This window comes from Chryseobacterium gotjawalense (genome assembly GCF_030012525.1).
Lineage (GTDB): Bacteria > Bacteroidota > Bacteroidia > Flavobacteriales > Weeksellaceae > Kaistella > Kaistella gotjawalense.
This window is the reverse complement of the sequence record NZ_CP124855.1, coordinates 1,813,002-1,826,178: the sequence shown is the minus strand read 5'-3', so window position 1 is coordinate 1,826,178 and position 13,177 is coordinate 1,813,002. Positions and strand designations below refer to the sequence as shown.

11 protein-coding genes are annotated in these 13,177 nt (G+C 36.8%); 8 read left to right on the top strand and 3 right to left on the bottom strand.

Annotated features, from left to right (window positions below; translation table 11 throughout):
- The first annotated feature begins 427 nt into the window (after nucleotides 1–427).
- The 3 genes from QGN23_RS08305 to QGN23_RS08295 are packed head-to-tail and all read left to right on the top strand — an operon-like array spanning nucleotide 428 to nucleotide 2,909.
- A complete protein-coding gene (locus tag QGN23_RS08305) occupies nucleotides 428–1,150 on the top strand; it encodes an MlaE family ABC transporter permease (RefSeq protein WP_282903873.1) in 723 nt (240 codons plus the stop codon).
- A complete protein-coding gene (locus QGN23_RS08300; protein ID WP_282903872.1) occupies nucleotides 1,151–1,903 on the top strand; it encodes an ABC transporter ATP-binding protein in 753 nt (250 codons plus the stop codon). It begins immediately after the preceding gene.
- 4 nt (nucleotides 1,904–1,907) lie between these two features.
- Nucleotides 1,908–2,909, top strand: a complete 1,002-nt coding sequence (locus QGN23_RS08295) for an MlaD family protein (protein ID WP_282903871.1) — start codon at nucleotides 1,908–1,910, stop codon at nucleotides 2,907–2,909.
- Between the two features lie 163 nt (nucleotides 2,910–3,072).
- On the opposite strand, the gene QGN23_RS08290 is transcribed toward QGN23_RS08295, so the two are convergent.
- The gene (locus QGN23_RS08290; RefSeq protein ID WP_282903870.1) at nucleotides 3,073–4,677 is read right to left on the bottom strand and encodes a BamA/TamA family outer membrane protein; all 1,605 of its coding nucleotides are present in this window, start codon (nucleotides 4,675–4,677) and stop codon (nucleotides 3,073–3,075) included.
- A 133-nt stretch (nucleotides 4,678–4,810) separates the two neighbouring features.
- On the opposite strand from QGN23_RS08290, the gene nadD reads away from it, so the two are divergent.
- From nadD to QGN23_RS08275, 3 genes are all read left to right on the top strand, one after another.
- The gene (gene nadD / locus QGN23_RS08285) at nucleotides 4,811–5,395 is read left to right on the top strand and encodes a nicotinate (nicotinamide) nucleotide adenylyltransferase (RefSeq protein ID WP_282903869.1); all 585 of its coding nucleotides are present in this window, start codon (nucleotides 4,811–4,813) and stop codon (nucleotides 5,393–5,395) included.
- A gap of 175 nt (nucleotides 5,396–5,570) precedes the next feature.
- Nucleotides 5,571–5,912, top strand: a complete 342-nt coding sequence (locus QGN23_RS08280; RefSeq protein WP_282903868.1) for a DUF3817 domain-containing protein — start codon at nucleotides 5,571–5,573, stop codon at nucleotides 5,910–5,912.
- A 336-nt stretch (nucleotides 5,913–6,248) separates the two neighbouring features.
- Nucleotides 6,249–8,465 (top strand): TonB-dependent receptor domain-containing protein, encoded by a 2,217-nt coding sequence (locus QGN23_RS08275; RefSeq protein WP_282903867.1) that lies wholly within the window; start codon nucleotides 6,249–6,251, stop codon nucleotides 8,463–8,465.
- Nucleotides 8,466–8,658: 193 nt separating this feature from the next.
- On the opposite strand, the gene ctlX is transcribed toward QGN23_RS08275, so the two are convergent.
- The gene (gene ctlX, locus QGN23_RS08270; RefSeq protein ID WP_282903866.1) at nucleotides 8,659–9,582 is read right to left on the bottom strand and encodes a citrulline utilization hydrolase CtlX; all 924 of its coding nucleotides are present in this window, start codon (nucleotides 9,580–9,582) and stop codon (nucleotides 8,659–8,661) included.
- A 75-nt stretch (nucleotides 9,583–9,657) separates the two neighbouring features.
- On the opposite strand from ctlX, the gene QGN23_RS08265 reads away from it, so the two are divergent.
- Nucleotides 9,658–10,320 (top strand): copper homeostasis protein CutC, encoded by a 663-nt coding sequence (locus tag QGN23_RS08265; RefSeq protein ID WP_282903865.1) that lies wholly within the window; start codon nucleotides 9,658–9,660, stop codon nucleotides 10,318–10,320.
- A 77-nt stretch (nucleotides 10,321–10,397) separates the two neighbouring features.
- On the opposite strand, the gene QGN23_RS08260 is transcribed toward QGN23_RS08265, so the two are convergent.
- On the bottom strand, nucleotides 10,398–11,312 hold the full coding sequence (locus QGN23_RS08260; protein WP_282903864.1) for a dimethylarginine dimethylaminohydrolase family protein: 915 nt from the start codon (nucleotides 11,310–11,312) through the stop codon (nucleotides 10,398–10,400).
- A 307-nt stretch (nucleotides 11,313–11,619) separates the two neighbouring features.
- Between QGN23_RS08260 and QGN23_RS08255 the strand changes: the two genes are divergently transcribed.
- Entirely contained in the window at nucleotides 11,620–13,134 is a 1,515-nt protein-coding gene (locus QGN23_RS08255) for a trypsin-like peptidase domain-containing protein (protein WP_282903863.1), read from the top strand.
- Nucleotides 13,135–13,177: the final 43 nt, after the last annotated feature.

The window sequence follows — 13,177 nt, the reverse complement described above, 5'->3', positions numbered from 1 at the left end:
ACGAAAAATCTGCACTGCTGCTTTTGCGCCTAAATTACCACTGGCTTACATAGAAACTTACTTCTTAAATTTAGGGGAATCAATGATGAACCTTTAGAAACAATATTTTGAAATTCAGAGTTTTTCAATATTGATTAAGGAGTAAATAAAAAGTTACCGGCTTCCGACATGCAGAATGCTTATTGTTTTGTGAGGAAAACCAACATAAAACCTTCGCTTAAATATATTTTCATTAATATTAACTGATTTGTAAATGGATAAAATAGCTTTTTTGCTCTTTTCAATAAAATTTCCACAGTATTAAACTTTCATAAAGTCATTATAATTAGCCTGAATAATTACTAACTTTGAGTGATACATTTTTTGTATGTTCAATCCAAACTCCATATCGGCTAACGCAAAATCATTTTTTTCTGAAATAGGAGATATGACTTTATTTGCGGGACGCTTTTTCAAGGAAGTTTTCAAACCACCATTTGAATTTAAGGAGTTTATTCGGCAGTGCTATAATATGGGAAACCGGTCCTTATTACTGGTCGGAGTTACAGGTTTTATTTTGGGACTGGTATTTACGTTGCAATCGCGACCGACTTTGATACAGTTCGGCGCGCAGTCCTGGATGCCGGATATGGTCAGTATTTCGATCGTACGGGAGATAGGACCAGTAATAATTGCCCTGATCTGCGCCGGTCGAATCGGATCGGGAATTGGGGCCGAACTTGGTTCTATGAGAGTTACCGAGCAGATTGACGCTATGGAAGTTTCCGGCACCAACCCTTTTAAATATTTAGTCGTTACGCGAATCGTGGCTACGACTTTTATGATGCCTCTTTTGGTCATTATGGGAGATGCCGTTTCGCTACTGGGTTCTGCCATTATTGAAAATATGAAAGGAGATGTGTCTTATATTTTATATTTCAGCAAAGTTTTCAGTGCACTTAGTTTTAGCGATATTATTCCGGCGACAGTAAAAACATATTTTTTTGGTTTTGCTATTGGTTTGGTAGGTTGTTACAAAGGATACAACTGCTCCAATGGCACTGTAGGCGTAGGAGATGCATCTAATTCTGCTGTCGTTTACACATCGATGCTTTTGTTTATAATTGATTTTATTGCTGTATTTGTAACCGATATTTTTTTTGATGTCTAAATGAATACCGAAAAAAACATAAAAGTCGTCTTAGAGTTGAGAGACCTTCGTAAAAGTTTTGGTGACAATCATGTACTTAATGGTTTCAACCTGAAACTGTATGAAGGAGAAAATTTAGTGGTCATGGGTAAATCAGGAGCGGGTAAATCGGTTATGATTAAATGTCTGGTAGGTTTGATGCAGCCCGATAGTGGCAGTATAACTATTGATGATCGTGACATTACCGCAATGGGACATGACGAATTAGATGTGCTGCGTACTGAGATCGGTTTTCTTTTTCAAGGAAGTGCATTGTATGATTCGATGACTGTTCGCGAAAATCTTGAGTTTCCCTTACGACGTCATATAGATAAAATTAAAAATTTTCAGGGAACCGAGATATTGGTTAGAGAAGCTTTGGGAAATGTCGGTTTAGAAAACGCTATCGATTTGATGCCTTCCGAACTTTCAGGTGGGATGCAGCGCAGAGTCGCATTGGCGCGGGCCTTAATTCTGAAACCGAAAATTATTATGTATGATGAACCTACAACGGGTTTGGATCCGATTACCGCAAAGGAAATCATCCAACTGATGCGAACGGTTCAGGACAAATACCGTACTTCGTCGCTCATCATCACTCATGATGTAGATTGTGCAAGGGTGATCGCCAACCGAATGATTTTGCTGATCGATGGCATTGATTATATTGAAGGAACTTTTGAGGAACTTTCGACTTCTAAAGACGAAAAAGTGCGGGCATTCTTTAAAAACTAAAATTATGGGAAAATCTGGTGAGAAAGTAAAAGTAGGGATTTTTGTTGTCGTCGGAACGGTACTTCTTATTGCAGCCCTATATTTCATTGGTCAGCAACAGCAGATGTTTAGCAGAACGATTAAACTTTATGCTGTTTTTAATAATGTAAATGGTTTACAAGCGGGAAATTATGTTCGTTATTCTGGTGTCAATGTAGGCACGGTGAGCGATATCGATATGGTTGAAAATGGAAAAATAAGAGTTGAAATGTCAATCGCCGCTGAAACGGGACGCTTTATAAAAAAAAATGCAGTGGCGTCGGTTGCTTCTGATGGGTTGGTCGGAAGTATGGTGTTGAACATCGTGCCGGGAAAAGAGGAGAGTGCAAAGGCCGTTGTTTCAGGAGACACCATTCAGGTACGTGTTAGGATTGGGACTGATGAGATGCTTGCTACACTGAGTAAAACAAATAAAAATGCCGCATTATTGACGGAAGATTTATTGAAAATTACGCATAAAATTCTCGTAGGGAAAGGAACATTGGGAATTATGCTCAGTGATACTTTGATGGCGAAAAATATACGACAGTCGGTTTTCGAAGTTGAAAAAACAACTGCCGGTACCTCTGCCGCAATTGGCAAAATAAATACCATTATTTCTAAAGTAGATTATGATCAAAGTGCCGCTTCTGTACTTCTAAGTGACAAAGCATCTGCTGCCCAAATTAAATTAGTTTTTGCCAATCTAGAGAAATCCAGCAATAATATCAATGACCTCACCAAAAAAATGGATGATTATTTTGACAAAATGAAAGCCGGGGAAGGAACGTTAAATTACATTACTCAGAATAAGGATTTGGCGAAAGATATCGATTCAACAATGATTAATATAAAACAGGCTTCCGAGAAACTGAACGAAAATATGGAAGCATTAAAACACAACTTCCTCTTCCGTGGTTATTTCAGAAGGCAGGCACAACAGAAAAAGAAAGATAGCCTTAAAATGATCAATATTAAAAAGAATTAAAATAAGATACTATAATTTTAAAACTACTCAAAATTCTCCGCTGAACCAGACGAGCTTATTTGTAATTCCTTCGAAAAAGAAATTTTTAACGAAAAAATCATCCTCATTATTGCAAGAAAAAAATCTGCGTAATCTTCAAAATCCGCGAGAGATATGAGATTCTTTAAAATCTACTCAATATTCCCCAGTGAATTTTTGTGTCACCAAATTTAATGGGGTTTCCAAATTCACTCCCATTTGAGATTTGAAAACTCATTAATCCAATCGGTAGAATAAAATTAAAACCTAGTCCCAAACTGTATAATTTAGGTTTTAGTTCCAAGTTTTTATTGTGCAGTTCTCCGTACTGGCCGAAGACATCAAAGAATGCCTGATTTCCGACTAGGTAGCGGTATTCGGCAGTTCCGAAATAATAGAAATCAGCGTAGAGCGAATTTTCATTAAATCCCCGAAAAGAATTCCAGCCGCCGAATCGCAATAATTCGTTGACCGCAAAATCGTTTTTGGAATTCAGAAGCGCCGTTTCTCCTCTTAAGTTCAAATAATTATTTCCGGAAATATGAAAGTTTCTTTCTCCCGAAAAGAAATAATTGGTTTGGCTGGCATTGATATTTTCGGCCGTATAATTGGTCGCGATATAATCTGCTTCGGCACGGATACGGGTTTTGAACAGAAATAATTCTAAATCGGATGGTTCGGAATAATCATACCACATTCCAATTCCTTTTTTATCGTAATCTCTTCCCTCAACGTAGAGAGAATCTAGAACGGTGGATGTTTCAAAGGTTCCACGCAATCCAATTTTCTGATTATTCCGCAAATGAAGATAGAAAGCCGGCGTTAATTTTACGTTCGCATAAGTAGAATCCTGCCGGAAAATATTGATCTTGAAATTCCCGCCGATATTCGATTTAAACAGATAGGGAATGTCACTTTGCAGGTCAAAAGTCTGGCCTTTGTCCGGATTCCGCTGCCAGAAAACATTCACGGTTTCGAAACCATTAAACATATTTCTGAAGTTCAGATTCAAACTTCCATTGAAAGTAAATTTTTCCGTTTTATCGTTTCCAAAACCGATTACGCCGTCGAACGAGTTGGATTTTTTCTTTTGCAGAAACAGAAAAACCTGAGTAGAATCTTTAGTGAATAAAGTTTGCGGTGGTTTTTGCAATAATAAAAAAGGATGATTTTGCAAAGACTGTCCTAATCTTGCTAAAGTCGGTTCTTGGTAGCTTTTTCCCTGATATTCCTTTTCTAAATTCTTCACAAAACGTTGCGGAACCTGCTCATAACCTTTCAATACAATACCATTAATTTTCCGTTGGTCGCCTTTAACGACAGAAATCTCAACTTGCGGGATTTCCTCTTTCAGCCCTTTAAATTCGGATTTTACGCGGTTAAAAACAAATCCTTCATTTTTATATTTTGCGCTGATTTCCTTTTTTAAAGAATCTAAATTCCTGGTGAAAAATTCAGGTTTATATTTAAAGTTTTTTACAATTTCACCGGAAAGTTTCACCTGTGCTTCGTTGTAGTTTTTTCCTTTATTAAAGTAGATTTGTGTTGAATTACCTTCTTTGTTTACTTTTTTTATTTCGGTAAAATAGTAATTGTTTTGGGTTAAAGAATCCAGGAATTTCACCGCAGAAGCAGAATCTTTTGCCAACGTTTTTTTGTTGGTCTCTAAGTCGATTAACCAATATTCTTTCACCTGCGCTTTAAAAAGAACACAGGAAAAAAGGAGAAAAAAGTGAAATAGAGTTTTCAATAAAATTGTTTCTTTGTTTGAACTCAATTTGTGGGCGTTTATTATACGTTCAGCAACTATTTTTTTATCTTTATCAAATTAACTGTTTGCAATGAAATGGTGTTTAACTTTGCACTGTTCATTAGTTTTATTTATGAAAAAAATTGGTTTATTTTTCGGGAGTTTTAATCCCATTCACATTGGTCATTTGATTTTGGCAAATTATATTATTGAAAATACGGATATGGATGAGCTTTGGTTTGTGGTCAGTCCGCAAAATCCGTTTAAAGATAAAAAATCTTTACTGAAAGATCATAACCGTTTGGATATGGTGCAGCTTGCTGTGAAGAATTATCCGAAAATGCGGGCTTCCAATGTTGAGTTTTCTTTGCCTATTCCGAGTTATACGATCGATACTTTGACTTATTTACACGAGAAATATCCCGATTATTCGTTCTCTTTAATTATGGGCGAGGATAATTTAAACGGTCTTTCAAAATGGAAAAACGCAGAAACTTTAATTAAAAATCATCAGATCATTGTATATCCAAGAGTTTTTGAGGAGTCGAAAAAAGCGCACGAATATTTACAGCACGAAAATGTTTCTTTAATTAAAGCACCCATCATCGAGCTTTCTGCCACCGAAATCCGCAACATGATTAAAGAGGGAAAGAACGTAAGACCGATGTTACCGCCTGAAGTTTTTGAGTATCTGGACGGGAGTAATTTTTATAAATAGGAAATTTTAAACCACAACAGTCACAAAAGTTTTGTATATCAGCCTTTAAAGTGTGGAAAAATATTTCTTAAGGTTAACAAAAAGCAATGTTGAAAAACAGGAGTTCATCTTATCAATATTATAATTCTTAAATTTGCTGCTTCACTTTAACTAAAGTTTTTTAACAAAGATTTCTATGCATTTTATCGAGAATTTTTTTGCAAAATATAGCCAGGAGCAAATCATTAAATGGTTTAAACAGATTTGCGTCGCCGAAGCCATTTCCTGCTTTCTGCTATATTGCGTTGCCATGGTTTGGAAACGGTATGATCAGGAAGGTTTGTGGCCGACGGTTTTTATTATCATCATCGGAAATATCCACGGATTATTTTTTACACTGTATTTATTACTTTTAATTCCGGCCAGAAAAATCTACACCTGGGACGATGAAGATACCGTATTTGCTTTACTGTCGGCGTTTTTCCCTTTCGCTACGATTTGGGTCGATAAAAAACTGGCGCGGCTTGACAGAGAATAAGCTGATTATCAGTAAATTATTAAAAAGAGCAGAGATTTCTGCTCTTTTTTTGTTTTTTAGGGTAACGTTTTGGTCTGTTTGGTTGTCTTCTATTTGTAGTATCTAAAATATCTAAAATTTTTATTGTTGATTATCAGGTATTTAATCATTTAAATTGAAATCATTTACTACTTTGTATTGCATGATACTAAATAAATGACATATCTTTGCATTGTAATACTACTAAAAAAACTATAACTGAATAAAAGAAGGAAGCAAAAACCAATAACCCAAACTGATAACCTGCTCTAAACTAATAACCCCGCTTCCTTTTTTTTCTTTTTTAAATTAAACGCCATGAAAAAACTCATCATCACCGTCTCGCTACTTACCGGATTTGTTGCTTTAGCACAGGGAACTCAAAAAAATGATTCTGTAAAAGTTCAGGAAATCAAAGAAGTCGTAATGACCAAAAAAGTGTTCAAAAAAGAAAGAGACCGTTTTGTATATGATGTAGCGGCTTCGCCAGTTGCTAAAGGAAATACTGCTTTCGGACTGTTAAAAGAGACTCCTTTGGTTTCTTCTACCGACGATAAAACTTTAAAAATTGCCGGAAAATCCAACGCCGTCATTTACATCAACGGAAGAGTTACGCAGATGGATGCAGAATCTTTGGTTCAATTCTTAAAAAATACACCGGCAGAAAATATCCAGAAAATCGAAGTGATTACCATGCCCGGAAGTGAATATAAAGTGGAATCTTCTGACGGAATTATCAATATTGTTTTGAAAAAGAAGGCCAGCAACGGGCTGAACGGAAGTATGAGAATGAATAATCAGCAAAATTATTACAATTCTACAGGCGCCGGTTTAAGCCTGAATTACCGCAAAGACAAATTAGGAATCAGCACCAACATCAACACCAATGAAAATATAGAGGAGCAATATTATATTTTAAAAAACGGAAATAGCAGCGCTTCCAACCAGTCTGAAGGAAGAGTTACCGATCCTAATAAAAATTTAGGAGGTTATCTGAATATTGATTATCAGTTGAATGATAAGAACAGTTTGGCATTAACGTATAATTCACGGGCGAACAGAAGTTATAATTCTACTGTCAATCTTTTTAATACCACGACCGATTCCATTAAAAATGAAACCGATTATACCTGGACGAGAAGTAAAGAAGATGCCCGTTCTTATAACAATTCCGCGAACTTAAATTACGAGTTGAAGACCGATTCTCTGGGAAGTAAACTGAATCTGAATGTTGCAGGTTTATTGTACAAACGATTTCAAAATTCGAATAATTTCACCATCGCTTCTGATCAAAATGGAAATGATGGTGGAAGGCTTCTGAAAATTTATCAGGAACAGCCGCAAGTCATCCATAATTTTTCGGCAACCGCAGATTATGTTCAGAAGTTTAAAAAAGATTTAACTGTTTCTTTCGGTGGAAACTTCAACAAGACAAAAACCGATAATGACACGAAATACGATACTTACAACTATATTACAAATGTTGTAGATCAGCAACCCAATCATTTTCTATATGATGAGAATATTTTTGGCGGTTATCTTACGGTTGAAAAAGTATTTTCCCCAAAATTCTCCGGTAAATTGGGCGCCCGATATGAGCTGACCAACAGTGAAGGCCATTCTGATAATGCGCAGGATGAAAACCTCAGAAACATCAAAAGAGATTATGAGAAGCTCCTGCCGTATCTGAGTATGAATTATGCCATTAATGACAAGAATACTGTTTCCTACGCCTTTTCCAGCAGAATGAGAAGACCCAGTTTTTGGGAACTCAATCCGGTGCGGAATATTTTAACCGAATTTAATTATACCCAAAACAATCCTTTTGTAAAAGCATCTTCGGTGTATAATCAGGAATTGACCTATATGTATAAAAGTTCTTATTTTCTGATATTAAGTCACAGTTTAACCAAGGATCAGATCACCCAAGTTCCTTTGCAAGGTGTGATTGATGGGAAAAATCAGCTGAGATACATCCGTACGAATTTCGGCGACAAACAGCAGTTGAGCGCGATGCTTGGAATGCAGAAAACTTTCTTTAAAGGCTATTTAACATCGAATTTTAATATCGGTCTACAACGAAATATGAACAATGGAAGTTTGAATCAGGATCCCCTGACAGGCGATATTTTTCCAACCTACGAAAATCATATTGCGTCGAACAGTTTATTGATTCAAACCAATAATAATATCCGTCTCGACAAAAACAAGACCTGGTTTTTAGGCGTGAATTATTTCTATGTGGACCGGCAGCAGATTGAATTGGGCCAACTTCACAGTCTGATGAGTCTGGATTTGAATATTAAAAAAATATGGGATCAATGGACTTTCTCACTTGGATTTGATGATGTTTTAAACACGCACAAAATAGTTATTGAATATTACCAGCAAAACGGTAATTACAATTATCTCAATCAGAATCAATACAGAAGAGGCGTTGAACTGGCCATCGTGTATAACTTCGGAAACCAAAAGGTGAAAAAAGTACGGACAATTGATAGCGCAGATAAAGATATTAAGAACAGAACGAGATAATTTAAATTTTTTCATACTTCATATTAAATTGTAAAAAAAATCCACGACGTTATGTTGTGGATTTTTAATTCAACACTTCAAACAAAAAGCCACTCAATAAAGTGGCTTCTGTTTTATAATAAACTGCAAATTGGGTTGCTTATAAATAAATAATGTGGAAGAGATGTTCCATATTCATCCATAATAACTCATATTAATTCTTCGGCAGGAAAACTTCCGCCAGCATGCATCTTGCGCTTCCGCCACCATTGACTTCGATGGTATTTAAATCAGCATAAATGATTTCGCAGTAATTCTCTATTCTTTGAATTTGGTCCGGCGTCAGTGATTTGTAAGCCGTTTCGCTCATCACTAAAAACTGCGTTCCTTCCCCGTTTTGAACCTGTAACATGTTCCCTGCAAACTGGTGAAGCTGCTCCTCAGAAATTTCAATGACTTCTTTTTCGGTTGATTTGATGACTTCCTGCAATTTTTCTCTTTCCAGTTCATTATCGATACAATCCAGGCAGATTACTACAAACTGTTCTGCAACGCACATCATCACATTGGTGTGGTAAATGGGTAATCTTTGATTTCCGACATTTTGAAACGAATGGAAAACGACCGGCGTATAATCAAACTGCTTACAAAAATCACGGAACAATTCTTCATCTAAACGGAGGGAAACAGAACCGTAGGCGATTTTATAGTCATGGTCGAAAATCATACTTCCCGTTCCTTCCAGAAATTTGTCCTCATTTTCGGGAGATGATAAATCGTCGACTTCCTTAATTATAAAACCTTCATTCCGAATGGTGTCCAAAATATCGGCGCGCCTTTCAACTCTCCGGTTGGGCGCAAACATCGGGTACAAAGCCACTCTTCCGTCTTCATGAAAACTCACCCAGTTATTCGGGAAAATAGAATCCGGGGAATGGGGTTCTAAAGTATCTTTCACCGTAATCACCTGAATTCCTTTTTCTCTAAGTTTTGCAACGAAATTATTGAATTCCTGAAGCGCTTTTTCCTGAATATCGGCTTCCTTTTGTTCGACCTGAAAATAATTGTTTTGAGCAGTTTGGGAATTGTAACCGAAAGCGATTGGTTCTACCATCAGAACGGTATTGGCTGTTTGCATGAATTGTATGTTTTAACAGGGTATTCACCCCTTTGTGTCACAAAAATACTTAAATTTATAGACAATAAAAAACCTATGTTAGAAATTGCCTGTTTTGAAGTTACCTCTGCAGAAACCGCCTGCCAGTCGATGGCGGATCGAATTGAATTCTGTGATAATCTGGAGCTCGGCGGAACCACTCCCGACTTTTACGAATTTTTGCATCTCAAAAGAAATTATAAAATGCCCGTTTATGTGATGATCCGTCCGAAAGGTGGGCCTTTCTTTTATTCTGAAGATGAATTTGTTCAGATGAAAAACAGTATAATCACTTTTAAAGAAGGAGGAGCAGACGGTTTTGTGTTTGGGATATTAACTTCAGACAACGAAATTGACGAAGCCAGAAATAAGGAACTTCTCGAGCTTGCCGGAGAAACGCCGTGTACTTTTCACCGTGCTTTCGACCGGACCGCAGATTTGGAAAAGTCCGTTCAGACTTTAATTAAATTAGGTTTCAAAACAGTACTCACTTCCGGTGGAAAACCAACCGCCATGGAAGGAAAAGAAATGCTGAAAACTTTAATTGAAAAATATTCCGATAAAATCGAGATTCTGATTGGCGGCGGCGTACGCTCAAAAAATATTTTGGAATTGAAAAGATTTACCGGTGGAAAAAGTTTTCATTCTTCTGCGATCAGGGATTATGATACCTTCGTTACAGACGATGAAATCAAAACACTGAAACAGTTGAGTTCGTAAAATCACAATCAACTCATTCAGAAAAAGATAAATTATCTTTTGTTTCTTTTGCGGTAAAAACGGTTGCTAAAAAATAATTATTCCCTCACCAAAGGCATCGTAGAACATCTCAACAAACCGCCCATTTTCGAAATCTCACGATATGGAATTTCTTCCACCGTCATTCCCCATTCGTTTCTCAGGTGATTGTTCATTCTCGTAAATGAAGAGTCGGAAACGACAATTTCCGGAGAAATTGAGAAAATATTCGGATTCATTTCGAACATTTCTTTATCGGTCACATGAAAACAGTTTTCTTCACCGAAAATATCCAGAATCAATAGATAATCGCTTTCATCTACAAAACCGTCTTTATAAATAATGCATTTATCGGTCCCGACAGGATTGAAAGTACAGTCTAGATGTAGGATTCCTTTGTAAGGTTCGCGGTCATTTTTCTTTAATTCAAAATCGAGAATTCTCTTTTTAGGAAAATACTCTTTCAGAATATTGATGGCGTATTCGTTGGTCCGGGCGGTTTTAAAGTTCCTGTAATCTTCAGAAAAACAAGTCCCTATGAAAAGAAAATCGTTCCAGACAATCACGTCGCCACCTTCGATGTGAGCCGTTTCGGGAAGATTGATGATGTCTCTCCATTTCACTTCTTCGAAAATTTTACGATAGGCTTCCTGTTCATCCGCACGGTCGGCAATCACATTAGAAATAATCATTTTATCATCAATAACAAAAGCCACGTCACGGGCAAAAACCTGATTGTAATTTTCGATAATTTCCGGACGGAATACCTGAACATCGTATTTTTTTAGTATTTTTTCAAATTCGTTCATCTCGTGTACGACCTCTTTTTCGGTAGGATAAATTCCTTTCTGAATGGTGTCATAAGATTTTGCATCGTAACTTTCCTCTAAAGTAGGAACGGCTCCTAAAGAATTTGGCTGCCCCAGAACAACCGATTTAAGCCTTCCTGTTTCATTTTTTATATTGAGTTTCATACGATATTGCTGATTTGAAATTTAAAGAAGTAATTAGTTTGCTTTGATATTAAAGAATAGATTTCAAATATAATAAAGATTTTTTTGTCCGTCATCATTTATCTGCTATTTTGTCATTGTAAATGATCCTCAAGAAATTGTTAAAAAATCGGGTCGATAAGGTAAATTTATTTAAAAATATTTAAAATATGGTAATTGTTGTTAATGTTTAGTTAAAGTTGAAACAAACCCCTTTTTACGAATACTGATTTAGCACTAAATTTGTTTAGTAAACAATTAAATATAACGTTTTAAATATTTTATGACGATGAGAAACACCTTAAAAAAACTGATTCCGTATGCAGTAGTAGGAGTAATGTCTGGAGCCACGACCTTTGGCGCATTCAATTACTTTAATGTAAAAAACCATGATTCAGATTTTAATTATTTTGCGCCGAAGACAAGTGATGCAAAATACGCCTCTTTTAATATGGCGGGAGTAGGCGATGACTTTGTGAAAGCTGCCAAAATGACAGTTCCCGCTGTAGTGAGTATCAAAAACTTTTCAAACAAAAAGAGCAGAACAAGTGATCAGGATATGTTTGATTTCTTTTTCAACAATCCTTTTGGCGGAAATCCAAGACAACAGCAACAGGCTCCCCCGTCTAACATGCCGACCGGAATGGGTTCGGGAGTAATCATTTCGCCGGACGGTTATATTATTTCTAATAACCATGTGATTGCCGGTGCGACCAAATTAGAAGTCGTGCTTTCTAATAAGAAGTCTTATGTTGCCAATTTGGTAGGTACGGATCCGACCACTGATATCGCCCTTTTAAAAATCGAAGAAAAAGGATTGCCTTACCTTAATTTTGCAAATTCCGATAATGTAGAAGTTGGGCAATGGGTTTTAGCAGTCGGAAATCCGATGGGTTTAAATTCTACGGTAACCGCAGGGATTATTTCTGCAAAAGGCCGAAGTATCGATTTGCTCAGCCAGCAGTCTAAATCTCCGATCGAAAGTTTTATTCAGACCGACGCGGCCATTAATCCTGGAAATTCCGGTGGAGCGCTGGTTAATCCGAATGGTGAGTTGATCGGGATTAATTCTGCGATCTCTTCCAAAACCGGTTATTATGAAGGATATGGTTTTGCGGTTCCATCGAATTTAGCGAGAAAGGTAGTTGAAGATATCAAACAGTTTGGATTGGTTCAGAGAGGATTTTTGGGCGTTGTGCCTTTGGATCTTTCCGATGAAAGAACTGTTGCCGCCTACAATCAGCAGAAAAAAAGCAATCTGAAAAGTGGTGACGGTGTTTATTTAATTGAAGTTGCTGATAAAGGAGGAGCTGAAGATGCCGGTTTAAGAACCGGTGATATCATTAAAAAGGTAGATAACACGGCGGTTTCCAGTTATTATGACCTGTCCTTTGCGGTAGGAAGTAAGAGACCCGGCGATAAAGTAGCTGTTACTTATTTGCGGAACGGAAAACAAAACACCGTAAATGTGACTTTGAAAGACCAAACAGGAGGAACTTCACTGAGAAGCAAAGCGGATTTAAGCGTTACCGAGAAAATCGGATCTGAGTTCGAACCATTAAGTGAAAAGTTCAAAACCGATTATGGTTTAACCAGTGGCGTTGTTGCCAAAAACGTACAGGATGGCAATGAAATGTCGAAAATCGGAATCGTAGATAATTACATCGTCATCGAAGTGAACGGTAAACCCGTGAATTCCCAAAAAGACATTGAGAAAATTTTGCAGGGTTACAGCGGAAACGTACAGGTAAAATATGTTGACGAAATGGGCAGAATTACGACAAGAGGATTTAAAATGCCTTAACTGGATTGATTAATATTTAAAAAAAACGCAACTTTTTAAAGGT